This is a genomic window from Flavobacterium rhamnosiphilum, from assembly GCF_004349195.1.
GTDB lineage: Bacteria > Bacteroidota > Bacteroidia > Flavobacteriales > Flavobacteriaceae > Flavobacterium > Flavobacterium rhamnosiphilum.
Map to the genome: position 1 here is coordinate 1 of NZ_SMLG01000001.1, position 25,409 is coordinate 25,409.

A 25,409-nucleotide genomic window follows, 5' to 3' on the forward strand; every position below is an offset into this window, starting at 1 on the left:
CAATATCATTAAATTAAAGTGTGCTTGGAAATAAAATTCTATAGTTACTTAGATCTACTCCCTTTAAATTTGACCCATAAGTCGTATTAATAGCCTCAATAAATTTATTTGCAATCAACGCATATCCTCTTGGACTAGGGTGAATACCATCAAGAGAAAAACCTCCACCTGTAACAAAAGTAGCTGTTACCGTAAATCCATTTGCTGAAATTCCACCATTTACCAATTGATTCATTATCGCTTTAGTATCCACAAATGCCAATCCTTTTGCATCAGCCACTGCTTTAATCGTTAAATTGTAAGCATCTGTCGCAGCAATGATTTCTGAAATTTCAGAGGGAATTAATATGTGTTTATCTTCTAAAGGATAGGTTATCCCATATGCTCCTAAATTAGAAGGAACCCCTGGTGGCAAAGTAGCAGCAGTACCAATAACTGATGAACTTACTAAAGGAATTAAATCCCCAGTTGCAGTTTGTCTTACTTTACCGAAAGTTGCTCCCAAATAATTAGCTAAAGCCATTAACATAGGGTTTCCACTTCCTGCTGCCGCACCAGTAATTTGAGCGCTATAATTTACTAATGTTTCGTCTTTAATTAACACAGGATTAGTCGCTCCTGTAGCAGAAGACAATACGTTGATTCTACTTCCTTGACCATAAGCCGTTAAAACTTGATCTAAAAACCCTAATATTGAATTAATTGAATTAATAGTAGCAACGTCACCAGCGCTAACCACGCGAGTTTTCAGCTTTTCATCACCATCTGGGTAATACTTAAACGTATCAACAAAACTTGGTTGTAAATATGCAAACTGAGGTAAAGCAGTAATGTATGGCAGATTAGCAATCACACCTTTTCTTCCACCCGTAGTCAATTTATTAACTAACTCATTATAAGAAGCATCAAAACCCACACCTATACCTCCAGTAGACGGAGTTAACGGATTAATCGTTGCATCTCCACCAGCAAGAGCATAACCCAAAACATCATTACCTCCAATCCACAATGAAAAAAATGTTGGATTTTGAGTTAAAGCGTCAGCCAAAACTGTAGTACTGGCAGAAGAAGCAAATCGAGCAAAATAAGGATTCCCTGCCGAACTCCCAAAGCCCGGAGTAACCAATTGAATACATTTTGCACCTGCCACACCCAAATTATTGTATGCGCCAGATAAGCGTGCCGAAACATCGGTACTAGAAACACCAGAAACAGCAATAGGCTCATCAAAATCTGAATTAGTAGCTTTACCAAAGTACATTCTTCTGCCAAATTGAGGAATTTGACTTCCTGCTAAAGAAAACCCCCCAATATTATCTGCCATAAGTGGAGTTACAAACGCTCCTCCACCCACTAATGCGAATTGTTGCGCCAAAACATTAGGATAAGCCCCTTCTTGCCCTTTTACAAACAAAGCCCCATCACTGTAACCCGCAGCGAAGGAATCTCCTAAAGCTACATATTTAGAAAAATCGGCCGAACCTGCCGTTAATGGCAATCCATCAGATGAATTTGAAACTACTATAGTTTCATCATCACTATTACATGCTACAAAGGTTAACGAAACCAGCAGTAGCCATTTGAATTTTTTTATCATGGTTATGTTTTTTTTATATTTAAATCCCTAACCCTTAAATTATGCATCGAAACAGACAACTAAGGGAAAAGAAATAATTACTATTTTAATTGTTACGGTTTAATAGTGAATGAAGCAAAATATTGTTGTCCGATAGACCCCGCTCCTATTACTTGTGTATATTCTTTACCACCAATATTAGCAGCACCTATCTTGAATACTGATTTGATTGATGGAATGCTATAATTTATTTGCGCATCTACTACAGTAGCCGATTCAATCACCCCATCAGCCATGGTAGATTGCCATAAGTATTCACTATTCCATCTTCCACTCACGTTAAAACCAAAATTGGCAAATAATTTTTCATTTCCAATAGACGCTTTCACTCTATGTTTTGGCGTATTGAAACCCGCCTCGAAACTAGGGTCTCTATCTTGATCGAAATTAAATTGAGAATAGTTGTAGTTTACTCCTGCTTCAAAATCTTTATATACTTTTTTTGAAAGTCCTAGTCCAAAACCCAGCGATTTAATTTCAACATCAGTATTGGTGTATAATTGATACACTCTATAATTTCCGTTGGCTAGTGCATGTAAACTCTGAACTGGTTTATTACTTAAATACGGAACTGGCTCTGCAGCTCCTTGTGCAAAATCAAACGTTTCGCTTGCCGTGCCATATAAAGGCGCAACTACATTCAGATTACCGATAAAATCGTTATAAACATTGTAATAGGCATTCACATCAATAGAAACGTCTTTTACGAATGAACGATAACCAATTTCAAAAGCTTTCACTTGTTCCGGTTTCACATAATTAACATTGGTTCTTCTTAATAATGCAGCTGCATCAGGTGTATTTCCTGGATTTGCTTTTGAAAATGCTGCAAAAGCTTGAACAGAAGAAGAGGTATAAGAGTTATTATAAGCATTCATTCCATACAGAGTAGCTTGGGTTGCTGGGGTTGCTGGACTACCACCTGCATAAATCTGACCTACCGCAGGGGTTCCTTTAGAAACCGCTAATGTTTCGTTGAAACTAGCTAAATTGTCTGGCGCAGAACCAAGCAATAAAGCACTTCCTACATTAAAAGCGATGTATTGATCCTGAGTAGATGGGTTTCTGAAACCAGTTTGGTAAGAGGCTCTAAAATTGTGTTTTTTGCTTTCACCACCAGAATACACAAAGGAAATTCTTGGAGAGTAACTACCTTCGAAATTTTTGGATTTATCATAACGCAAAGACCCAGTGAATTTCAAACGGTCGTCCATGAATTTTTTGGCCAATTGGGTATAGACTCCATATTCATTATAGTTAATAGGTCCAGAAGCATCATTATAAATTCGACCATGAGAGTTCAATTGATATTGTCTGTAAGATCCCCCAACTTGAATTTCGGCAAATTTAATAATATCTTTAAAGTTGTAATTGGCATCAGAATGATATACTCTTGAATTATCAACCAATTTTGATCCTTTAGTAACATCTGCCTCATTTGTTACTTTGTTAAAGGCTGCCAAAAATTCAGGAGTACCGGGAATCAATCTGCCTGTATCGGCAACTTTTCTAGCGATTATATGTGCATTTTCTGGAGTTGCTCCACCCAATGTTGATTGAACATAAGCTCCAGCATATTGACCAAACCAAGTCTTATCATCCTTCCACTCTCTATTGATATTGATTCCTGTAAAAAGCATATCATACGACTTTCCTCCATCTTCTGTAGTGGTATAGCCTCTTAAGAAAAAATTCTTTCCTTTAAATTCAATTTTATGTTGTTGCATAAAAAAGTTATTCAAATAATATCTGTTAGCACCTTGATACACAGCATTTCCGAAACCAAATTTACTTTGCCAAATAATTTCCAATTTTTCATCGCCGAAAGGTCTTAGATGTAATGAGAAATCAATTTTCGTATTACTGGCTTTATTATCTGTCAATTGCACTTCATTATACCCCGTTCTACTCACATTGGTATTTGGAAGTAAGTTCACCGCTCCTCCTGGAATTATACCTAAATCAGCCAAAGACTGTCCAACACCTTTAATATTTGTTGAAACTTCATCACCATACACATTGATTCCATCATAATTAATATCACTTCTGTCAATTCCCGCTCTGGTTTTATCATCATAATTGGTAGCATGCCAATCGGTACCACGCAAATAAGTAAAGTTTACTTTACCTGCTACATATTTATTAAAGGCATGCGCCATTCTAACTCCATAATCAATATAATCATTGACTCCAGCGGCTTGTTGGCTAGTTTGCCCGAATTTGGCATAAGCCGAAATACCTTGGGTTGTAAATGGACTTCTACTATTCATAAATAAAATACCATTAAAAGCGTTTGCACCATACAATGCGGAAGACGCCCCCGGCAAAAGCTCGACACTTTGTACATCAATTTCAGAAACTCCAATCATATTTCCAATCACAAAATTTAACAAAGGAGAGGAATTGTCCATCCCGTCCACCAATTGCATAAAACGAGTATTGGCCACGGTGGCAAAACCACGCGTGTTAACAGATTTAAAAGTCAAACTACTGGTATTCATCTGCACGTCTTTCAAATTTTCTAAACCATCATAAAAAGTTGGAGATGCCGATTTTTTAATGTCAGCTATACCCATTCTTTCAATTGTCACTGGCGATTCTAAAACTCTCTCCGGAGTTCTTGAAGCCGAAACTACAATCTCGTTTAGTTTAGTCTCTTCATCTTGAAGCTTTACAACTAACTTCTGAGTATTAGAAGAAACACTAATCTTTTGAGAACTATACCCTACACTCGTAACCTCAATTGTAAAAGGCGGTTTTCTAGACGATTGCAAAGTAAAAGAACCATCAAAATCGGTAATCGCACCTGAAGTGTCTCCAACGATTTTAATATTGGCTCCAGGAATAGGTTGGTTGTTACTATCTGTAACAATACCTGAAATTGAATTCTGAGCAAAAGTCAGGCTGCAAAAAAACAATGACAAAAAAAGTAAATACACTCTCATTGGGTTATAATTTGTTGGTTTATGAAGCCAAAATACAAATATTTTTGATATTAATAAAAAAGTCCCTAAAAAATTTCATATTTATCAGTTATTTTGCTTCATTTACACTTATTCTACAATTATTATTTTTTTACTATATGTTAAAAATTAGGCGATAATACTAGAATATCATTATGCATGCATATAAAAAATACATATATCACAAAATAATTATTAAATTTTAGATATTTGATAAAAGTAACAAAAGAGCTAAAATTTATCGTTTTTTTCACTTTTACTAGGCATTTAAAATCAACTACGACAAGAAAAAAAATACGCATTCAAAAAAAAGCCTCGAAAGAAAATCTTTCGAGGCTTAGTATAAAATAGTATGATGTAAAATCTGTTTCGTGAATAAATTTATTCTACCGTTACTGATTTTGCTAAATTACGAGGTTGATCTACATTGCAACCACGCATAACAGCAATATGATAAGACAAAAGCTGTAATGGAATTGTGGTAATCAATGGTGATAAAGCATCTGAAGTTTCAGGAATTTCAATAACATAATCCGCTAATTCGCGCACTTGTGTATCTCCTTTAGTCACTACAGCAATAATTTTTCCGCTTCTGGATTTAATTTCCTGAATATTACTTACAATCTTGTCGTAGTGCCCTTGTTTTGGAGCAATAACAACTACAGGCATATGTTCATCAATTAATGCAATTGGCCCGTGCTTCATTTCTGCAGCCGGATATCCTTCCGCATGAATATAAGATATCTCTTTAAGTTTCAACGCTCCTTCAAGAGCAACAGGAAAATTATACCCTCTTCCTAAATAAAGACAATTTGGAGCATCTTTAAAAACAGAAGCAATTTCTTTTGCTTTCTCATTTGTTTCTAAAGCTTCTTTTACTTTCTCAGGGATAATTTCCAATTCTTGTAAATAAGTATGGAAATCACTATTTGACAACGTTCCTTTGGCTTTTGCTAAACGCAAAGCAATCATTGTTAACACCGTAATTTGTGTCGTAAAAGCTTTAGTCGATGCCACACCTATTTCTGGTCCGGCATGTGTGTAAGCACCCGCATGTGTCTCTCTTGAAATAGAAGAACCCACTACATTACAAACACCAAACACAAAGGCACCATGTTCTTTGGCTAATTTTATCGCAGCCATAGTATCAGCTGTTTCTCCAGATTGAGAGATAGCAATAACTACATCTTTACTGTTTATAATTGGGTTTCTATATCTAAACTCCGAAGCATACTCTACTTCTACCGGAATACGTGCAAATTCTTCAAAAATGTATTCAGCAACTAAACCCGCATGCCATGAAGTTCCACAAGCCACAATAATAATTCTTTCGGCATTAAGGAATTTTTCTAAATTATCCTCAACTCCTGCCATTTGAATAATACCTTCATTAGCATGGAGTCTTCCACGATACGTATCTTTAATGACACTTGGCTGCTCATAGATTTCTTTAAGCATAAAATGATCGTAACCACCTTTTTCAATTTGCTCTAAGTTCATTTGAAGTTCCTGAATATAAGGATCAACTAAAGAATCATCTTTAATTTTCCTGATTTTCATGGCTTTATGCAATCTGATATTTGCCATTTCGCCATCTTCTAGATAGATTGCATTTGAAGTGTATTCTATAAAAGGCGAAGCATCTGATGCGATGAAATATTCTCCTTCTCCTACACCTATCGCCAATGGACTTCCTAATCTGGCAGCAACAATTTCGTTTGGATTCTTTTTATCAAAAACTGCAATCGCATAAGCTCCTACCACTTGATTCAGCGCCACCTGAACTGCCTTTCCCAGTTTTAAATTTTCTTTTGTTTGTACCTCTTCGATAAGATTTACCAACACCTCAGTATCAGTATCAGAATGAAAAACATATCCTCTTTTTATCAATTCAGCTTTCAATGGCGCATAATTCTCTATAATACCATTGTGAATTATCGCTAAATCCCCTGAATTTGAAAGATGCGGATGTGAATTAACATCGTTTGGCACACCATGAGTAGCCCAACGAGTATGCCCAATTCCTATAGTTCCGTTTGTTGCAATTTCTTTAGAAGCTTTCTCTTCAAGATCCGAAACCTTACCTTTTGTTTTACAAAGTTTTAGATTCTCACCGTCATATAACATCACACCGGCGCTATCATAACCTCTATATTCGAGTCTCTTTAATCCTTTTATTACAATAGGATAAGCCTCTCTATAACCGATATATCCAACGATTCCACACATAATCTTGCTTTAATTAGGTTTTGTATAATAAATTTCAAGTTTCAATCTCTTATCATTAGGAACTGTAGATTTCCCTCCATGTAAAATAGTTCCCAAAGGATTCATAACAGATCCTTTTGGCGCCCCGGAAATAAATGCATTCGGAGTTCTCAACTTATGAGAAACTATTGCATTAATATCTTCAGTAACTACAACCCCTAATTTAACATTTGTTGAATCCGCGTATTTCACAAGATTCCTTATTTGATTTGTAATCCTAATTTTATACGTCACTCCTTTTTTAGTTGTCGCATCTTTAGTTAAATTACCATCAAAAATAAATCTTGATTTCTTTGCATCAACGCTATTTGTTGTCAAATCCATATAATAATCAACTATAGGTCGGTTATTATTAAAATCATAAATATAAATTCTTTGTGGCTCATAACTGCTCGACATAGCAGCAGCGTCTATATGAAAGACAAGATTCGCTTCATTAATCAACCACCCACTATTTCTAATCGCCTCTAACTGACCCGGAGTATTAAAAAGACTTATCACAGCCACAGATCCTTCACCACCTTTTAAGTACAATTTATCATCACCTTCAATTGTATTTCCAGTATTCGGCAAAGCATTATAAGCAAGTCCATTAGTACTAAAATCGTTATTCAACAAACTCACGGCGTTTCCTGTCATATTAAGAACTATCGTTTTTTTAACTCGTGTAATTGTAGTCACACCACCAGTTGTTGTAGACAAATCCTCATTATATTTCACAGTAACTTTTCCTGCTTTAAAATTCAACATTGCTAAATTTCCGTCACTGCTTCCTGATTTTTCCATTTTAAAATAAAGTCCTCTGAAGTACTCTTTGAAAACATCATTTGAAGCCAATTTCCCGGCAGCTACAGCATCAATTATTCTTGTTTTGAAATAACCTTTATTCAAATTCAACTGCATTCCCGGAGGTGTTCTTGTAGTCGTAACTACTTTTGTAATCGAGTCTGTTACGGTCACAACATGTTCTGCAGGATTAAAGAAAAATTTATCGTTTTGAGCTAAATTTGAATCATCATTTAAACGATTTGTTTTTTTAACATTGTCAAATTCAGCATTTTGATCTGTAAAATATTTTTGAGGCTGTAGAAATCCACCTACAGGATCTGCATCTCTCATATAATAACCCGATTCATAAACACTTAATTTCATCTCAGCCTTATCCGGACCATAAATCGAATCTAGTGTATACTCATGACTACCATCCGTTTTTGTAACTGTTTTTGATGCATCATAATAATATGGAATCGTCAAAACAACACTTTCAACATAAGGCCTTGTGCTTACAGTGGTAACCTCATCTTCTAAAGTTAATTGAGTTCCAAAATTGGCCGTTGTTTCACCAAAATTTGTACTATTATAAATCCCCAAAGGATTTACTTCAAGATTATTGGATTGTATTGGCCCTGTTTTTTGATTGTAAGCTAAAACATCGTACGTTTCTTTTTTGAGGTCAAAATTGTTTTCACCAATTAAATCACCTCCTATTTCATTATAATCTTTATCACAGGAATATAAAAAAACAACACTCGCAACTACCAGAATTTTCTTAAAAAAAGAATTATTGTACATATTTATTAAAAAAGTTTAATTTAAAGAACCTCGTTTTTATAGAAATTAGTATACGCTTCTGCGAATGCATCTTTCGGTGCGAAAGGTAAAAAAGGTTTTCCTGAAGATTCTATATATTTTGTTAAACTTGAAGACAGGTTTTCGGAAGCAATAATTACCGCATCGGAATGTTTAATGGTAGTCTTAATGATATTCTCGTAGTTTGGAACCTCCAGATCAGAAATTGCATCATCAGGAATACCGTCAAATTTCACTTTATTAATCATCTCAACATCTAAAGTACCATCAAAAGACTGACTGTAAACAGAAGTAACAATCTTTGTTTCTGAAAACAAAGCTTCGTTTTTATAAAAATGCTTCATATAAACTGGCAACATAGCAGCCATCCATCCATGAACGTGAATAATATCAGGAACCCAATTGAGTTTTTTCACGGTTTCAACAACTCCTTTTGCAAAGAAAATGGCACGCTCATCATTATCAGAATACATAACCCCTTCTTCATCAGCAAATGTGGCTTTCCTTTTGAAATATTCATCATTATCGATAAAGTAAACTTGTATTCTTTCTTTTGGTATGGAAGCCACTTTTATAATCAAAGGCATATCCAAGTCGTTTACTACCAAATTCATCCCCGAAAGTCTAATTACTTCGTGCAATTGATGTCTTCTCTCGTTAATATTTCCATACCTTGGCATAAAAATTCTTATCTGTCCACCTTGATCGTTAATCATTTTCGGCACGTCGTAAGACATTAAAGAGACCTCATTTTCAGCGAGATAAGGCACCACTTCAGATGATACATATAATATCCTCTTATCTTTCATATTGTAATTTACTTAATTTATTGGCAATAAAAACCACGCAAAATTACAAAATTTTATGCAGTTATTAACTAAAATAGTAAGTTTGCATTTAATTTTAATAATACCGCCATGCATATTTTCTACGGAAAAGCATCTTTAATCGACTATTTGAAATCTATAAAAACCGTCCAGTCCACAATTGGATTTGTTCCCACCATGGGCGCTTTACATCAAGGTCATTTGGCATTAATGCAAAAATCATTACTGGAAAATGAAAATACTGTCGTGAGTATTTTTGTAAATCCAACACAGTTTAACAATCCTGAAGATTTAGCAAAATACCCAAGAACATTGGAAGAAGACGTAAAAAAACTTACTGCTTTAAATCCAAATATAATTCTATACGCCCCATCTGTTGAAGACATTTATGACGGAAAACCACTTTCTCAATCTTTCGATTTTGATGGATTAGAAAATCAAATGGAAGGCAAATTCAGACCCGGACATTTTAATGGCGTAGGCACCATTGTAAAACGTCTTTTTGAAATAGTGGAACCAACAAACGCGTATTTTGGCGAAAAAGATTTTCAACAATTACAAATTGTCAAAAAAATGGTCGCCAAAAACCACTTAAAAGTAAACGTAATTGGCTGTCCCATTTATAGAGAATCCAACAATCTTGCCATGAGCTCCAGAAACGAACGTTTATCAACCGAAGAAAGAGACGAAGCGGCTATTATTTACAAAACACTAACCGCGGCAAAAGAAAAATTTGCAACCAATAGTACTGCAACTATTTCAGAATGGGTTCAAAAATCATTCAACAAGAACACGCGCTTCACATTAGAATATTTCGTAATTGCTGATGAGGCAACACTTTTACCTAGTACCAGAAAAAATAAAAATAAAAAATACCGTGCTTTCATTGCGGTACTAGTCAACAATATTCGATTGATTGACACCATTTCATTAAATTAATTTACTTTTGTAACATGCAAATTCAAGTCGTAAAATCAAAAATACACCGAGTAAAAGTAACCGGAGCCGATTTAAATTATATCGGAAGCATTACCATAGACGAAGCATTACTGGAAGCCTCCAATATCATTGAAGGAGAAAGAGTATTCATCGTAAACATCAACAATGGCGAACGCTTTGACACCTATGCTATCAAAGGTGAAAAAAATTCAGGCATTATAACCCTAAATGGTCCAGCAGCCAGAAAAGTACAAAAAGACGATATTATCATCATTATTTCGTATGCCCTACTAGAATTTGAAGAAGCCAAAACCTTCAAGCCTTGGATTATTTTCCCTAACGAAAATGACAATTCTTTGACCTAATTTTTTAGAGAAGAAATACGTACTGATATGCTTTTTGAAAAAGATAAATTCTTTTTTTATATCACTCAAAGTAAAAGTATTTAACCCCACAAGACACTGACTATCTGATTTTATAACTCAAAATCAGATAGTCAGTTGTTTTTTTGTTGGCGGCAATTTCAACGCACTAAATCCTATTTATTTTCCTTAAAAGCAAGTGCATTTCTAGCGCCTTAACTTTTCTTGTTTTTTAAATAAAAGTAAATAAAGTATTATATTGCTGTCTTATTTAGATGTACTTTAATTTCTAAACACTCCAAATTATGAAACAACTACTACTATTTTTATTCTTCTCTATCACTGCATTTTCACAAAAAACCACCATACCATTCGATTCAAATACTTTGGGCGAAAGCCGGGAAATTACAATTGGCCTGCCGCCTTCTTTCGAAAAAAACCCAAATAAAAAGTACCCTATACTTATTTTACTCGATGGCGATTACTTATTTGACCCTTTTTACGGCGCCTTGAATTACGGTGCCTACTGGGATGATTTACCGGAAATGATTGTCGTTGGCATAAGCCAAAACAAAAATAACGAACGCATTGACGACAGTACTTATGATGAAGCTGATGGAGTTCCTTCAGGAAAAGGCGCGAAATTCTTCGAGTTTATTGGCGCCGAATTACTTCCATACATCGAAAAAAAATACCCAGTTGCACCATTCCGAATTATTGCAGGACACGACACTACAGCGGGATTTCTAAACTTTTTTCTGTATAAAGACAATCCTATATTCAATGGATATATTTCATTGAGTCCGGAACTTGCTCCTGAAATGGAAAACCGCATTCCAGAAAAACTTTCAAATTTAAAACAACCTATTTTTTATTATCAATCCAATGGAGATGGAGACATAAAAAAAATTCAAGAGCCTATAAAAAAACTAGACGAAAACATAAAACAGGTTACTAATCCTGCATTAAATTACAAGTTCGATAATTTTAAGGGCGCATCACACTATTCGCTTGTACTGTATTCGATTCCAAATGCGTTATACCAATTTTTCGATGCCTACAAACCCATTTCATCTACTGAATACAGTGAAAAAATTGCCGTGCTTCAATCCGGTTATGTGGATTATTTGACCAATAAATATGCTGTTTTATCCAAAAGTTTGGGTTTAAAAATACCTATTCGTGTAAACGACTTCAAAGCCATTGAAGCGGCAATTCTAAAAAATAAAGCCTATCCTGAATTGGATAAATTAGCAGAAATTGCCAATAAAAATTATCCGAAATCAATGCTTGCCGATTATGAATTGGGGTTAATGTATGAAAAAATGGGAGACCCGAAAAAAGCCGCGAAACGCTATCAAAGTGGATCCCAATTAGAGGAAATTGGGGATCTGACAAAAAACATGATGATGGAAAAATACGATGACATGATAAGCCAAACACCAAAAAAATAATGTCAAAAGTAAAAACAACTTTTTTTTGCCAAAACTGTGGCGCACAATACGCAAAATGGCAAGGACAATGCAATTCTTGTAAAGAATGGAATACAATAGCAGAGGAAATCATACAGAAACAAGAAAAAACGGCTTGGAAAAGCGAAACTACTTCCAGCAGTAAAGCACCAAAACCGTTACGAATAAACGAAATTGATTCTGCTCAGGAAATCCGAATGGACACTACCGATGGCGAACTCAATCGCGTATTGGGTGGCGGAATAGTTCCTGGTTCCTTGATTCTTTTGGGCGGTGAACCTGGCATTGGAAAAAGCACGCTTTTGCTTCAAATATCCTTAAAGTTACCGTATAAAACCTTATATGTTTCGGGCGAAGAAAGTCAGAAACAAATAAAAATGCGTGCCGAAAGAATCACACCAAGCGGAGACAATTGCTATATTCTTACCGAAACCAAAACACAAAATATATTCAAGCAAATTGAAGCTATTGAACCGGAAATCGTGATTATCGATTCCATTCAAACATTGCATACCGATTATATTGAATCCACTCCCGGCAGTATTTCTCAAATTAGAGAAACCACAGCCGAGTTGATCAAATTTGCCAAAGAAACCAATATTCCCGTGATTCTGATTGGTCATATTACCAAAGACGGAAACATTGCAGGACCAAAAATATTGGAACACATGGTGGACACGGTTTTACAATTTGAAGGCGACCGAAATCACGTGTACCGCATTTTACGTTCGCTAAAAAACCGTTTCGGTTCTACTGCTGAAATAGGGATTTATGAAATGTTAGGCAATGGTTTGCGCGAAGTTTCTAATCCTTCAGAAATATTGATTTCACACAAAGATGAGGAATTATCCGGAACTGCAATTGCGTCAACATTAGAAGGCATGCGCCCATTGATGATTGAAATCCAAGCCTTGGTAAGCACCGCAGTTTACGGAACACCACAACGCAGCACCACGGGTTATAATGCCAAAAGACTCAATATGATTTTGGCCGTTTTAGAGAAAAGAGCCGGTTTCAGGCTTGGCGCCAAAGACGTTTTCCTCAACATAACCGGAGGAATTTCGGTAGATGATCCGGCGATAGATTTGGCTGTTGTAGCCGCCATTTTATCCTCGAATGAAGATATTGCAGTCAATAAAGATTTTTGCTTTGCCGGCGAAGTGGGACTTTCAGGCGAAATACGTCCGGTGAACCGCGTGGACCAACGCATTCAGGAAGCGGAGAAATTAGGTTTTTCGACCATTTTCGTATCCAAATACAATAAAATTGCCTTGAAAAATACAGGAATCAACATTCGATTGGTAGCCAAAATTGAAGATGTGGCGAGTGAGCTGTTTGGGTAATATTTGTTATAAATCTAAATTGAAGTAGAAGTTCAATTATTAGATTTGTTTTGAAATTTCCAATTTAATTTTTTCAATCTTTGCGGACACAGACAGCATAAAAACAGAACCAAACAAACAATTTCCAATAGAAAAATTCAAAAATGATAAGTAATCAAATAAAAAAGCAAAGGATTTTGAGACGATTCGCATTACTATCCATAGCACTAATAGTAAGTCATATAAGCTATAGTTGTTTAAAAGAAAAGAATATCCCTCGTCCTGTTTCTAATTCTTTAAAAACATTCAATGCTCCTCCTGTTTATGCAGAGATATCTGACGTTAACTTTAAAGCCTATTTAAAAACGATAGTGCCATTGGCTTTTACTCCCGATAATAAATTCATTTCAAATCATCCTTCTGTTGTTTCTTATGATAAAAGGATGACTATTATAAAAAAAAGCATTACTTCTTTGTCTGGTATAGAACATTTTACTTCTTTGAAAGAACTTGATTGCAGAGACAATCAACTCACTATCCTTGATATAAGTAAAAACCTAACTTTGACAAATCTTAATTGTGGCTACAACCAACTAACTACTCTTGATGTAAGCAAGAACGTGAATTTGACAAACCTTGAATGTTACAATAACCGACTCACTACTCTTGATATAAGTAAAAACATGAATTTGACAAGGCTTAATTGCGGAAAGAATCAACTCAGTACCATTAATTTTGGAAAAAAAAATGTTTTGAGAAGTATTTACTGCAACGATAACCAGTTCACAAACCTTGACATCAGTATAAACATGAATTTGACAAGACTTGAATGCAACAACAACCAACTTACTACCCTTGATGTGAGCAAAAACAGAAGTTTAACAGTCCTATATTGCTACTCTAATAAACTCACTTGCCTTGATGTAAGCAATAACAACGGTTTAGTATTCCTTTCCATAGATGAGGCTGTCAAATGTTGTCATCCAAGCATAAAGAATTTTAGAGACAAAGGAGGGGATCTGTTGGACTCTTATTTACAAGCAATAACTTCTTTTACCTGTCCGTAATTTTATTACTTTTTAATTATCTAATAGCATCAAAACACATCAAGTTTATTTGACCTTTTTTAAATATTTATTACTGTTATAGTCTATTTGAAGTTGATCCATTTCATTCTTAATAATATTTAATGAATCTATATTCTCTTCAGGGTGTTGTGAAAACCCGACCGCGCGGATATGTCACCGCAACGATAGCGCGGATTTGCAATCCGTGCCCATCACAGTGAGCAGAAAATATAGAATAATTATAAAGTAAAAATGAAATCGTTTCAAGAACACTTACAAATCGTCAATACCTTTCATGAACTTGGAGAAACCATTGCTGCTGCCCAGTTTTTAATACAAGAATATGGTTTAGAAAATCCAAATTTCAAAGGCTTCGAATTAAGGGAAAAAGCCAAACCGGAATTTATCCTGATGACAACGGAAGGCGTTTTAGGCGAACCCCAAATCATCCGAATTCCCGAAAATACATTCGAATATCCGCTGGAATTAATGCTCAATCTTCTGGCGCATGAAATGATTCACGTGAGTCAAAAAACGAAAGAAAATCGGATTGAAGACAAAAATGAAAGGGAATGGCAAGCCTATTATGAAATGCTTTTTCATAAAAAATTCCCTCAAATCCCTGAGCTTACTGATTTCCACAAACGCTTCTTTGCAAAAAAAGCGTTGGAATACTACAATAGAATGGACGAAGGTTCTGAACTTCAATTAAAATATGCAACTCAAAAACTGGAAACAGACAATCTGCTGTCTTTTCTGGATGCAAAAATAAAATAGCGCTTTTTCTGTTTCCATGATTCACCTTATTTATTTCTTATTTATTTCTTATTTTAAATAAAAAACAACAAATCAGGAAAGAGATTCATTATTTTTCGTAAATTTATGTTTAACAACGCTTTACGAAAATAGAAATGAAACCATCACACCAAACCATGACTCATTTATACGAACATTTAGGCAAAGTGTTCTATTCTATTGCGGCCACAGACAAAACCATTCGTGAAGAAGAAATCGAAAAACTCAAACAAATCATAAAGACGGAATGGCTTCCGCTGGAAAATAGCTTCAATGAATTTGGCGATGACACCGCTTATGAAATCGAAATTGTTTTTGACTGGCTTGTCGCCAATGAATGGGAATTTGAACAGGTGATGCCAGATTTTAAAATTTTCAGAGAAGAACATCAACACTTGTTCACTCCAGAGATTAATGCCTTAATTCTAAAAACTGCCAACGCTATAGCTTCTTCATTTTCAAGAAAAAATAAATCAGAACACGTTCTAATAAGTCAACTGAGCACGATTCTGTTGCAATAAAAATGGAATAAAATAATCTACTTTAATTTAAAATAGCAAAGACATGAAAAGACAAACTGGCATTTGGATAGACTCCTCAAAAGCAATAATTGTTGCTCTTGATGGTGATACAGAAAAAATTACCGAAATAGATTCTGATGTCGAAAACAGTGTACATCATAATGACGAAGGTAATAAAGGAACTTTCTCAGGGGTTCATCATGGCAATAGTGACAAAAAATTTGATGATCGAAAAAAACAAGAACTGGATTATTTTATAAAATCAGTGCTCTCCTATGTGAAAAAATCGGATGAACTTATTGTTTTTGGTCCGGCACAAACCAAAACTAAACTGGAACAAAAATTAATGACGGATCATTTAATTGAACCCGGAAAACTAAAAGCAGTAGAAACAGCAGACAAAATGACTTTAAACCAGATTGTGGAAAAAGTAAGACGATTTTATAACCCGTTTGAGTATAAAGAACCAAAGCCATAAAACTAATTTAGCTGCTATACCATAATTTAGAAACTACAACGCTTTACAGGTTGTAGTTTTTTTATTTAAAAAAATCATTTTCCACAATCAAAATGCTAAAGAAAACCATAAAAATCTTTCCTTTAGTAATATTTTCCTTTTCTTTATGGCCGAGATTCCAAGCGCATTGTATTTTAGATTGTATTAATTATCAAACTGTTTATGAAAACCGGAAAACAAAAACTAATTCTAGCAGCAAAAATACTTTTTGTATTGTTTGTTACTTTAATTATTGCTTTTTATATATTTCGAGATGCCGTTTTACAACAAACAATAGCGAAAGTTTCCAATGAAATGCAAGTGGATTACAACAGTACTTTTACGATAAAAAAAGCTTCTTTTGACGGCTTGTCCGGACTGAATTTTACTGAAATAATACTGGTTCCAAAAAATGCAGACACTCTTTTTAAAATACAAAAATTAAAAACCAGCGTTAATTTATGGCACCTTATAACGGGCGATGTCCAGCTTGGAACTTTAGAAGTCCAGAACGGTTTTGTCCAATTAGTAAAAAAAGGAAAGGTGAGGAATTTTGATGCTTTTCTAAAAAAAGACAATCAAACAGAAATACGCGATGAGAAAAGAGATTACGCTCAGTTTGCCTATAGAATCATCTCAAAAGCACTGAATTTAGTTCCGACAGATATGATTCTGGACAATCTTTCTTTCCGACTTAATGATAACGGGAAAAAAGCAACTATCAATTTCCAAAAACTGCGATTGGTCAATAAACAACTGGAAACATCCATTCAAGTTCAAACCAATACGATTTCGCAACGATGGAGAATCAAAGGATTTGCCGATCCAAGAAATAAAAAAGCGGATATTCGTTTCGTCAATATTGATACTGGCGCAATCCAAATGCCGTATTTAGACGAGCGTTTCAACCTGAAATCGAGTTTTGACTCTATCCGATTGAATATTCAAAACATCGATAAAGACGGTGACGAATTGCATATTGATGGGTTTATGGCTATTGCCAATTTAAAAATCAACCATCCGAAAATTGCCAGTAAAGATGTTATCCTCAAGAATGCCAAATTTGATTATCGATTCTTATTGGGTTCCGATTTTATTTCTATTGACAGCAGTTCAACGGTTCAGTTGAATAAAATAAAATTTCATCCCTACGTGGCTTACGAAACTGAAAAAGACACGATTTACAAACTCAAAGTATCCATTCCAAAAATGAAAGCGCAGGACTTTATTACTTCGCTTCCTGACGGTTTATTTACCCACTTTCAAGGAATGGAAGCCAGTGGTAATTTTGATTACAAATTGGATTTTGCATTCAACCAAAACAAACCCAATCAGCTGGTTTTTGACAGCAAATTGAAGAAAGAAAATCTAAAAATAACAAAATACGGCGAAGCCAATCTCAACAAACTTAATGGCGAATTTGTGTATCGGGCACTTATAAAAAATGTGTTGCAACGTCCGGTTTTAGTTGGTGCAGCCAATCCAAATTATACGCCTTTAGACCAAATTTCACCGTATTTAAGAAAGTCGGTTTTGACAACTGAAGATCCTTCTTTCTTTTCGCATCGTGGTTTCATCAGCGAAGCATTCAAACAATCCATAGTCAAAAACATAAGAACCAAAAAATTCTCCCGTGGCGCCAGTACCATCAGCATGCAATTAGTAAAAAATGCTTTTCTGAGTCGGGAGAAAACAGTATCCCGCAAACTAGAGGAAATTTTATTGGTTTACATTCTGGAAAACAACAGGATTGTGAGCAAGGAACGCATGCTCGAAGTGTATTTTAATATTATCGAATGGGGTCCAAATGTATATGGAATTGGCGAAGCGAGTCAGTTTTATTTCCAAAAAACACCTTCGGAATTATCGCTGAACGAATGCTTGTATCTCGCCCGAATTATTCCAAGTCCTAAAAAATTCATGTATCAGTTTAACGATCAAGGGATGTTGAAAGATTTTGCTGTGAAACAAGAATCGTTCTTAACAAATATCATGTTTCAAAGAGGACTTTTGACTCCTGAAGACACTATTTACAAGTCCTTACCCATATTAATTTCAGGACCTGCACGATCTTTTATCAAATTCAAAGTACAAGATTCAACGCAAATAAGAGTGGATTCTTTATCCGTTGATGATGAATTTGATCTTTAATTATTGAAAATTATAAATAGAAATTGTCATTCCGACGAAGGAGGAATCCCACACAATGAGATTCCTCCTTCGTCGGACACGAGGGATTTTCCCGAACTGGCGAAGCAATGACACAAAAATGGTTACTTAATTTACGGAGCCGGATCAGGAATCACAGCTTGAACTTCATCAATAGCTTTTAGAATTTCATCCGAAAGTGACACTTGAATCGTATCAATATTTTCTTTTAATTGTTCCAATGTTGTTGCGCCAATAATCGTGCTGGTTACAAACGGCTGTTGGGCTATGAATGCCAAAGACAATTCCGTTAAAGTCAATCCGTTTTTCTTAGCGATTTCCTGATACAAGCGAGTGGCTTCGGTACATTGTGCACTGTTGTATCTGGAATACTGCGGAAACAACTTGATTCTGGCATTTGGATGCTCTTCCCCTGTTAGGAATTTACCAGACAAAACCCCAAAAGCCATCGGCGAATACGCCAATAAACCAACATTTTCTCTTAGGCAAATTTCAGCGGAACCGTTTTCAAAAAGTCTATTCAATAACGAATATGGATTTTGAATCGTTTTTACTCTTGGCAGATTGTTGTATTTACTTTCCTCCAGAAAACGCATGATTCCCCAAGGATTTTCATTAGAAAGTCCGATGTGGTTTATTTTTCCTTCTTTGATAAAACCGTCCAACGTTTCCAACACATTGTGAATGTTATCTTCCCAAGCATCATCCTGCACTTTGAAACCGCGTTGTCCAAAATAATTGGTTTTGCGTTCCGGCCAATGCAATTGGTACACATCAATATAATCCGTTTGTAAGCGTTGTAAACTTTGATCCAATGCAAACTTGATACTGGCTGGCGAGAAATCTAATTTCTCTCTCATATAGCCAAAATTTGGATTGGGTCCGACAATTTTGGATGCCAAAACTATTTCTTCTCTTTTGCCTGTTTTTTTGAACCAGGTTCCAAGGATTTTCTCTGTACTACCATAGGTTTCCTGACGTGATGGAATCGAATACATCTCGGCAGTATCAAAGAAATTGACTCCGTTTTCTAAAGCAAAATCCATTTGGGCATGACCATCAGCTTCTGTGTTTTGTTGCCCAAAAGTCATGGTTCCAAGGCAAATTTTGCTGACTTTTACGTCAGTATTTGGTAAAGTAGTGTATTTCATTTTCTAAGGTTCAGTGTTACAGAGTCGCAAAGGTACAAAGGACTGCTTCAAAAGAAAAAGGCCCAAAGTATAAACTCTGAACCTTTTTTTCTTTTAAACTTTGAACCTTAATTTATCTCATTCAACATTTCGGCAATTTCGTCTAATCTTGGCGTTAGAATTATTTCAATTCTACGGTTTTTCGCTTTCCCGTCAGCGGTTGCATTGCTCGCTAATGGTGAAAATTCTCCTCTTCCCGCAGCCGTTAGATTTTGTTTGTTGATTTTTTTGTTCTCGCTCAAAATAGCAACTATTGCTGTCGCTCTTTTGGTCGATAAATCCCAGTTATCCGCAATGGGTCCTGAAGCCGTGAAAGCATCATCATCCGTATGACCTTCAATAAGAACTGATATATCCGGGTTGTCACCCAAAACTTTACCAACTTCGATTACTGCTTTTTTCCCTTCGGAACCTACAGCCCAACTTCCGGAATTGAAAAGTAGTTTGTTCTCCATAGAAACATACACTTTCCCGTTTTTTTGTTCTACCGTCAACCCTTTTCCTTCAAAACTGTTCAAGGCTTTAGACAAGGTTTCTTTTAGTTTTTTCATGCTGGCTTCTTTGGCAGCAATCAAATCTTCCAATTCTTGCAAACGCTGTCCGCTTTTGTTCAAACGCTCTTGTTCTAATGCCAATGCTTTTCCTTTCTCGTCTAATTGATCCAGTAAATCACGGTTTTTCTTCATGTTGCTTTGCAAAGCGTCGCTGCTATTTTTTTCTAAAGCGGCGTAAGAATCCTGCAATACTTTAAATTTATTTTGTGCTGCTGCGTAATCTGCTTTCAATTTATCCAGCTCCGCTTTGGATTTACTCAAATCAGTTTTTAAACCGTCGCGGTCTAATTCCAATTGATTTTTAGCTTTTAGCAAATCGGTATTTTCATCTGCCAAACTTCTGTTTTCTTTTTTTAAATCGGTGAATTTACTTTCTAAGTCGTTGTATATTTTCTTGGATACACAGGAGGTTGAAAGCGCCAATACTAATAATCCGATGGAAACTCTTTTAATCATTCTTGTTTGTATTTATGTTGTTTCTAATGTTGTTTTGAAAGCAAAAATTCAAATTGTATTCGAATACCCTAGCCCCGATAAAAGTGAAAATCCTTGTTGTTTTTTCTTTAAAAACAACAAGATTGCAACGGATAGCGGGAAACAGCTCCTGAAAACGTTATTCGATTTCTACCAAAATTGGACAATGATCCGAATGAACGGCATCTGATAAAATAACGGCTCTTTTTAATTTATGTTTTAAAGAATCGCTGACTAAATTGTAATCGATGCGCCAACCCTTGTTGTTTCCTCTGGCTCCAGCGCGGTAACTCCACCACGAATATTGGTGCGGCTCACTGTTGAAATGGCGAAAACTATCGACAAATCCGGACTTCATGAATCCATCGAGCCAAACTCTTTCTTGGGGTAAAAACCCGGATACATTTTTGTTTCTGATAGGATCATGAATGTCGATTGCCTCATGACAAATGTTGTAATCACCACAAATAATCAGGTTTGGCGTTTCTTTTTTGAGTTCGTTGATGTACGTTTGAAAATCATCCATAAACATGAATTTATGATCCAATCGATCGATATTTGTCCCTGATGGCAGGTACAAACTCATCACAGAAAACCCATCAAAATCAGCGCGAAGGTTTCTTCCTTCGAAATCCATGTGGTGAATTCCGGTTCCATGAACCACATTATTGGGTTTGATTTTAGAAAGTATAGCCACGCCACTATAGCCTTTTTTGGTCGCTGAATAATAATATTGGTATGGATAGCCCGCTTTTGCGATATCTTCGACCGGGATTTGGTCTTCGGTTGCCTTAATTTCCTGAAGACAAATAATATCCGGATTTGCGTGTTGTAACCAGTCAATAAATCCTTTTGAAATGGCGGCTCTGATTCCGTTGACGTTGTATGAAATAATTCTCATTAAATTTTTTTTTGATTTTCTTCCGAAAAATTTTTTTTTGCCTGCGGTTGTCAGGAACCCACTTTTTTATTTTATCGGAAAAATTATACTGTTTGTATGTGGGTTTCAAATGTAACAAAAAAGTAGAAGTTTGATTCAGAAAAATAGAGAAAATGGAGTTTTTTGCTATCTTTGTTTCTTGCTCTAAAAAAACAAAAAATACATGGGTTTAGTAACCGCGAAAGAAGTTGCAAAAGCAATAAATGCAGACAAGTACGGAGTTCTGGGGACTTTTTCTGGCTGGATGTTAATGAAGGTGCTAAAAATTTCTACCTTAAACAAAGTATACGACAGAAATAAACATTTAAAAGACCTTGCGTTTTTAAATGGCGTATTAGATGATTTACAAATAAAATTCGAAATTCCGGAAGAGGATTTAAAACGTTTACCAAAAGAGGGTGCTTATATCACCATTTCAAATCATCCGCTGGGAGGAATTGACGGTGTGTTATTATTGAAATTAATGCTCGAAAGAGAACCTAATTTCAAAATTATCGCTAATTTCCTTTTGCATCGCATTGAGCCTCTCAAGAAATACATCATGCCTGTGAATCCTTTTGAAAATCACAGGGATGCTAAGTCAAGTGTGGTGGGAATTAAAGAAACGTTACGTCATTTAAGTGACGGAAAACCGTTAGGGATGTTTCCTGCAGGAGAAGTTTCTACGTATAAAGACGGTAAATTAATGGTGGATAAACCTTGGGAAGAAGGTGCTATTAAAGTAATCAGAAAAGCCCAAGTTCCTGTTGTTCCTATTTATTTCCACGCTAAAAACAGTCGATTATTTTATCTACTTTCTAAGATAAGCGGCACTTTTAGAACGGCAAAACTGCCTTCGGAAGTGTTCAGCCAGAAACATCGTGTGATAAAAGTACGTATTGGTAAAGCTATTTCCGTAAACGAACAAAATGAACACGCAACGATAGAGGAATATTCGGAGTTTTTGAGAAAGAAAACATACATGCTGGCCAATCCTTTCGAAAAAGAAAGCAAATTACTGACGACCCCGAATTTAAAACTTCCTAAAAGTCCGAAAAAAATCGTTACTCCAGCCAATAGCGAGAAAATGATTGCCGAAGTAGACGCTTTAAGAAGCACGGATTGTCGTCTTTTACAAAGCAAAAACTACGAAGTTTTCTTTACTGAAGCTGCTAAAATTCCAAATATCCTGCATGAAATAGGCAGACTTCGAGAAATTACTTTCCGCGAAGTTGGAGAAGGAACCAACGAATCTATCGATTTAGATAAATTTGACCAGTATTACAGTCATATGTTTTTATGGGATGACGAAGCAAAGAAAATTGCCGGCGCATACCGAATGGGATTAGGCTCACAAATTTATCCAAAATACGGAATGGACGGTTTTTACCTCAATGATTTGTTCCGATTTGAACCAGAATTGCATGATATGATGCACAAATCCATAGAAATGGGTCGCGCTTTTATCATCAAAGAATACCAACAAAAACCAATGCCGCTTTTCTTACTTTGGAAAGGAATTATCCACACAACGTTACGTTACCCGGAACATAAATTTTTATTAGGCGGCGTGAGTATCAGCAATCAATTTTCTGATTTTTCAAAATCACTGATGATTGAATTCATGAAGTCAAATTATTACGATCCGTACATTGCACAATACGTACACCCAAAGAAAGCATATAAAGTAAAACTAAAAGATGCCGACAAAGATTTCATTTTTAATGAAACCGAATCGGATTTGAATAAGTTTGATAAAATTATTGATGAACTGGAGCCAGGAAGTTTGCGTTTACCGGTTTTGATTAAAAAATACATCAAACAAAACGCAAGAGTAGTCGCTTTTAATGTCGATCCGTTGTTTAACAATGCTGTTGATGGATTAATGTACATCCGAATTGCAGATATTCCGGAAAGCACCATGAAGCCCGTAATGGAAGAGTTTCAGGCTGAACTGGAACGAAAATTAAATGACAAAGAAGATTGATACCAAATTGAAATAAAAAAAAGAAATCCCGTTCTAAGAACGGGATTTTTTTATGTTTTAAAACCAACCTTTTTTACCAACTTGATAGGTCTGGTAAAACTCTTCATCTGATTTTGTTAAATATATTATACCTTCAATAAGTCCTAGTAAACCGGTTACTGTTCCGCAAGTGCATAAACTAATCACCAACCATATGATACCTTCTGAAGTGTACCCTAAAAGAAATTTGTGAATCGCTAAAGGTCCCAAAAGAATAGCAAGCAACCCTGCTGCAATTTTTTTATTGTCTTGTTGAACTGGTCGTGGATTATTCCATTCTTCATGTTTCGAGTTTTCCATAGATTGGTTGATTGTTATAAGATTGTTTTTCAGTGATTAAAAATATAAAATTTATTGAAATGCTGTATCGATTGGTTCCCAAAGTTCTATCTTATTTCCTTCGCTATCCAGAACCCATCCAAATTTTCCATACTCATAAGACTCCATATCACCCACAATTGTTACACCTTCATCCGATAATTTTTGTAATAATTTTTCTAAATCATCCACTCTGAAGTTTTGCATGAACTGTTTCTCGCTTGGCGCAAAATAATTGGTATCATCCGCAAATGGCGACCATTGGGTAGAACAATCATTCCCATCTTTGTCTTTCCACCAAAAAGTGGAACCATATTGATCCGTTTTTAGACCCAAGTGTTTTCCGTACCAAGCTACCAGTTCTTTCGGATTTTTTGATTTAAAAAAGAAACCGCCAATTCCCGTAACCCGTTTCTCCGGCTCCGCTTCTTTGGCTTGACCAAAATACTTTGCTTTTATTTTATCAACTATAACTTGCGCCAATCGCTCATGGCTTTCGAATGTCCAGCCGGCAATGTGCGGACTCAAAATCACATTCTTAGCTTTCAACAAATATTGAAAAGCCTCCGGTGTGTTTTTATCATGAAAAAGGGTTTCAAAAGACAATTTCTCATACTCCAAAACATCCAAACCAGCACCGAGAATCTTACCGGATTGCATGGCCGCAACCGCTTCAGCAGTGATAATATTCTTGCCCCGAGAGGTATTTATGATCCAAAAGGGGTTGGAAAATCCATTGATGAAATCACTGTCAACCATTTTATCTGTTTCGGGAGTCCAAGGAATGTGAAGACTTACTACATTCACTTTTTGCTGAAATTCTGCTAATGAAACCTGCTTCGCATTTACATCACCTACATTTTCCTGAATATCATAACAGAGGACTTCCACATCAAAACCACGCAATTTTTTGGCGAATGATTTTCCCATGTTTCCGTAACCAATAATCCCCACTGTTTTTCCGTCAAGTTCATGGCCGCGGTTGCTTTCACGGTTCCAATGCCCTGATCGTATCTCGCTATCAGCTTGGTTCAATTTATTAAAAAGGGATAAAATCATTCCCAATGTATGTTCGGCAACGGCATTTCGGTTTCCTTCCGGAGCAGCGATTAGCGTAATGTTTTTGGATGCTGCATAGTCGCAATCGATACTTTCCAATCCTGCCCCAACGCGTGCAATAAATTCTAAATTAGTGGCTTTGTCTAAGAAAGTCTTGTCAATTTTGAATCGGCTTCGGATAACAATTCCCTGATACTCTTGAATTTTGGTTTCAATTTCTTCTTTTGACGAAGTAAAATCGCTGTGATTAATAAATCCGGAATACTGCAATTGATCCCAAAGTAAGGAACTATTGCTATCGATATGAAGGATTTTGATATCCATAATTATTATATTTTTGATCCTCCAAATTAACAAAAAAATTACGGTTTATTGTTTTATCAAAGGAAATTAGCTCCTAAAATCGTAAATTAGCATTCTTAATTTTTATTATAAATCGGAT

At 35.6% G+C, this 25,409-nt stretch carries 20 protein-coding genes and 1 pseudogene; 10 read left to right on the forward strand and 11 right to left on the reverse strand.

Going from position 1 to position 25,409, the window contains the following annotated elements; genetic code table 11:
- Positions 1-13: 13 nt before the first annotated feature.
- From E0I26_RS00005 to E0I26_RS00025, 5 genes are all read right to left on the reverse strand, one after another.
- Positions 14-1,597 (reverse strand): G-D-S-L family lipolytic protein, encoded by a 1,584-nt coding sequence (locus E0I26_RS00005; protein ID WP_131914457.1) that lies wholly within the window; start codon positions 1,595-1,597, stop codon positions 14-16.
- A 92-nt stretch (positions 1,598-1,689) separates the two neighbouring features.
- The gene (locus tag E0I26_RS00010; protein ID WP_131914458.1) at positions 1,690-4,581 is read right to left on the reverse strand and encodes a TonB-dependent receptor domain-containing protein; all 2,892 of its coding nucleotides are present in this window, start codon (positions 4,579-4,581) and stop codon (positions 1,690-1,692) included.
- A gap of 399 nt (positions 4,582-4,980) precedes the next feature.
- Positions 4,981-6,828, reverse strand: a complete 1,848-nt coding sequence (glmS, locus tag E0I26_RS00015; protein ID WP_131914459.1) for a glutamine--fructose-6-phosphate transaminase (isomerizing) — start codon at positions 6,826-6,828, stop codon at positions 4,981-4,983.
- A gap of 9 nt (positions 6,829-6,837) precedes the next feature.
- Entirely contained in the window at positions 6,838-8,439 is a 1,602-nt protein-coding gene (locus E0I26_RS00020; RefSeq protein ID WP_131914460.1) for a DUF4270 domain-containing protein, read from the reverse strand.
- A gap of 20 nt (positions 8,440-8,459) precedes the next feature.
- Positions 8,460-9,266: a glycogen/starch synthase gene (locus E0I26_RS00025; protein ID WP_131914461.1), complete on the reverse strand. Its 807-nt coding sequence runs from the start codon at positions 9,264-9,266 to the stop codon at positions 8,460-8,462.
- Between the two features lie 108 nt (positions 9,267-9,374).
- Between E0I26_RS00025 and panC the strand changes: the two genes are divergently transcribed.
- The 9 genes from panC (at position 9,375) to E0I26_RS00070 (ending at position 18,409) form a co-directional block, all read left to right on the forward strand.
- Positions 9,375-10,223, forward strand: coding sequence for a pantoate--beta-alanine ligase (panC, locus tag E0I26_RS00030; protein ID WP_131914462.1), 849 nt, complete (start codon positions 9,375-9,377; stop codon positions 10,221-10,223).
- 14 nt (positions 10,224-10,237) lie between these two features.
- Positions 10,238-10,588: an aspartate 1-decarboxylase gene (gene panD / locus E0I26_RS00035; RefSeq protein ID WP_131914463.1), complete on the forward strand. Its 351-nt coding sequence runs from the start codon at positions 10,238-10,240 to the stop codon at positions 10,586-10,588.
- Between the two features lie 302 nt (positions 10,589-10,890).
- Positions 10,891-12,039: an alpha/beta hydrolase gene (locus E0I26_RS00040; RefSeq protein ID WP_131914464.1), complete on the forward strand. Its 1,149-nt coding sequence runs from the start codon at positions 10,891-10,893 to the stop codon at positions 12,037-12,039.
- On the forward strand, positions 12,039-13,400 hold the full coding sequence (gene radA / locus E0I26_RS00045; protein WP_131914465.1) for a DNA repair protein RadA: 1,362 nt from the start codon (positions 12,039-12,041) through the stop codon (positions 13,398-13,400). Before E0I26_RS00040 ends, radA begins: the two co-directional genes overlap by 1 nt.
- Before the next feature lie 143 nt (positions 13,401-13,543).
- On the forward strand, positions 13,544-14,446 hold the full coding sequence (locus tag E0I26_RS00050; RefSeq protein ID WP_131914466.1) for a leucine-rich repeat domain-containing protein: 903 nt from the start codon (positions 13,544-13,546) through the stop codon (positions 14,444-14,446).
- 252 nt (positions 14,447-14,698) lie between these two features.
- Complete coding sequence (locus E0I26_RS00055; protein WP_131914467.1) at positions 14,699-15,223, forward strand: hypothetical protein; 525 nt, start codon at positions 14,699-14,701, stop codon at positions 15,221-15,223.
- A 134-nt stretch (positions 15,224-15,357) separates the two neighbouring features.
- Positions 15,358-15,762, forward strand: a complete 405-nt coding sequence (locus E0I26_RS00060) for a hypothetical protein (RefSeq protein WP_235831689.1) — start codon at positions 15,358-15,360, stop codon at positions 15,760-15,762.
- Positions 15,763-15,805: 43 nt separating this feature from the next.
- On the forward strand, positions 15,806-16,240 hold the full coding sequence (locus E0I26_RS00065) for a hypothetical protein (RefSeq protein WP_131914468.1): 435 nt from the start codon (positions 15,806-15,808) through the stop codon (positions 16,238-16,240).
- 201 nt (positions 16,241-16,441) lie between these two features.
- Positions 16,442-18,409: a transglycosylase domain-containing protein gene (locus tag E0I26_RS00070; protein ID WP_131914469.1), complete on the forward strand. Its 1,968-nt coding sequence runs from the start codon at positions 16,442-16,444 to the stop codon at positions 18,407-18,409.
- Between the two features lie 131 nt (positions 18,410-18,540).
- Here E0I26_RS00070 and E0I26_RS00075 read toward each other — a convergent pair whose 3' ends face one another.
- From E0I26_RS00075 to E0I26_RS00085, 3 genes are all read right to left on the reverse strand, one after another.
- The gene (locus E0I26_RS00075) at positions 18,541-19,578 is read right to left on the reverse strand and encodes an aldo/keto reductase (protein WP_131914470.1); all 1,038 of its coding nucleotides are present in this window, start codon (positions 19,576-19,578) and stop codon (positions 18,541-18,543) included.
- A 107-nt stretch (positions 19,579-19,685) separates the two neighbouring features.
- Positions 19,686-20,627, reverse strand: a complete 942-nt coding sequence (locus tag E0I26_RS00080; protein WP_131914471.1) for an OmpA/MotB family protein — start codon at positions 20,625-20,627, stop codon at positions 19,686-19,688.
- 157 nt (positions 20,628-20,784) lie between these two features.
- Positions 20,785-21,546 carry an exodeoxyribonuclease III gene (locus tag E0I26_RS00085; RefSeq protein WP_131914472.1) on the reverse strand — a complete coding sequence of 254 codons (762 nt, stop codon included), beginning with the start codon at positions 21,544-21,546 and terminating at the stop codon, positions 20,785-20,787.
- A 202-nt stretch (positions 21,547-21,748) separates the two neighbouring features.
- Here E0I26_RS00085 and E0I26_RS00090 point away from each other — a divergent pair, with 202 nt between their 5' ends.
- Positions 21,749-23,551 carry a GNAT family N-acyltransferase gene (locus tag E0I26_RS00090; protein WP_131914473.1) on the forward strand — a complete coding sequence of 601 codons (1,803 nt, stop codon included), beginning with the start codon at positions 21,749-21,751 and terminating at the stop codon, positions 23,549-23,551.
- 57 nt (positions 23,552-23,608) lie between these two features.
- Here the strand turns inward: E0I26_RS00090 and E0I26_RS00095 are convergent, their stop codons facing one another.
- From E0I26_RS00095 to E0I26_RS00100, 3 genes and pseudogenes are all read right to left on the reverse strand, one after another.
- On the reverse strand, positions 23,609-23,890 hold the full coding sequence (locus E0I26_RS00095) for a TM2 domain-containing protein (RefSeq protein WP_131914474.1): 282 nt from the start codon (positions 23,888-23,890) through the stop codon (positions 23,609-23,611).
- Positions 23,891-23,941: 51 nt separating this feature from the next.
- Positions 23,942-24,379 carry a VOC family protein gene (locus tag E0I26_RS16710; RefSeq protein ID WP_394346095.1) on the reverse strand — a complete coding sequence of 146 codons (438 nt, stop codon included), beginning with the start codon at positions 24,377-24,379 and terminating at the stop codon, positions 23,942-23,944.
- Positions 24,353-25,291 (reverse strand): annotated as a pseudogene (locus tag E0I26_RS00100) (2-hydroxyacid dehydrogenase); the annotation flags it as partial. The gene E0I26_RS16710 and the pseudogene E0I26_RS00100, both read right to left, overlap by 27 nt.
- Between the last annotated feature and the right edge of the window lie 118 nt (positions 25,292-25,409).

What these genes read in the sequence shown, in the direction of transcription:
- E0I26_RS00090 (WP_131914473.1), top strand. Translation starts at nt 21,749, where the DNA reads ATGGGTTTAGTAACCGCGAAAGAAGTTGCAAAAGCAATAAATGCAGAC.
- panC (WP_131914462.1), top strand. Translation starts at nt 9,375, where the DNA reads ATGCATATTTTCTACGGAAAAGCATCTTTAATCGACTATTTGAAATCT.
- E0I26_RS00055 (WP_131914467.1), top strand. Translation starts at nt 14,699, where the DNA reads ATGAAATCGTTTCAAGAACACTTACAAATCGTCAATACCTTTCATGAA.
- E0I26_RS00025 (WP_131914461.1), bottom strand. Translation starts at nt 9,266, where the DNA reads ATGAAAGATAAGAGGATATTATATGTATCATCTGAAGTGGTGCCTTAT.
- glmS (WP_131914459.1), bottom strand. Translation starts at nt 6,828, where the DNA reads ATGTGTGGAATCGTTGGATATATCGGTTATAGAGAGGCTTATCCTATT.
- E0I26_RS00060 (WP_235831689.1), top strand. Translation starts at nt 15,358, where the DNA reads ATGAAACCATCACACCAAACCATGACTCATTTATACGAACATTTAGGC.
- E0I26_RS00095 (WP_131914474.1), bottom strand. Translation starts at nt 23,890, where the DNA reads ATGGAAAACTCGAAACATGAAGAATGGAATAATCCACGACCAGTTCAA.
- E0I26_RS00050 (WP_131914466.1), top strand. Translation starts at nt 13,544, where the DNA reads ATGATAAGTAATCAAATAAAAAAGCAAAGGATTTTGAGACGATTCGCA.
- E0I26_RS00010 (WP_131914458.1), bottom strand. Translation starts at nt 4,581, where the DNA reads ATGAGAGTGTATTTACTTTTTTTGTCATTGTTTTTTTGCAGCCTGACT.
- E0I26_RS00065 (WP_131914468.1), top strand. Translation starts at nt 15,806, where the DNA reads ATGAAAAGACAAACTGGCATTTGGATAGACTCCTCAAAAGCAATAATT.
- E0I26_RS00020 (WP_131914460.1), bottom strand. Translation starts at nt 8,439, where the DNA reads ATGTACAATAATTCTTTTTTTAAGAAAATTCTGGTAGTTGCGAGTGTT.
- E0I26_RS00085 (WP_131914472.1), bottom strand. Translation starts at nt 21,546, where the DNA reads ATGAGAATTATTTCATACAACGTCAACGGAATCAGAGCCGCCATTTCA.
- E0I26_RS00005 (WP_131914457.1), bottom strand. Translation starts at nt 1,597, where the DNA reads ATGATAAAAAAATTCAAATGGCTACTGCTGGTTTCGTTAACCTTTGTA.
- E0I26_RS00075 (WP_131914470.1), bottom strand. Translation starts at nt 19,578, where the DNA reads ATGAAATACACTACTTTACCAAATACTGACGTAAAAGTCAGCAAAATT.
- E0I26_RS00040 (WP_131914464.1), top strand. Translation starts at nt 10,891, where the DNA reads ATGAAACAACTACTACTATTTTTATTCTTCTCTATCACTGCATTTTCA.
- E0I26_RS00080 (WP_131914471.1), bottom strand. Translation starts at nt 20,627, where the DNA reads ATGATTAAAAGAGTTTCCATCGGATTATTAGTATTGGCGCTTTCAACC.
- E0I26_RS00070 (WP_131914469.1), top strand. Translation starts at nt 16,442, where the DNA reads ATGAAAACCGGAAAACAAAAACTAATTCTAGCAGCAAAAATACTTTTT.
- panD (WP_131914463.1), top strand. Translation starts at nt 10,238, where the DNA reads ATGCAAATTCAAGTCGTAAAATCAAAAATACACCGAGTAAAAGTAACC.
- radA (WP_131914465.1), top strand. Translation starts at nt 12,039, where the DNA reads ATGTCAAAAGTAAAAACAACTTTTTTTTGCCAAAACTGTGGCGCACAA.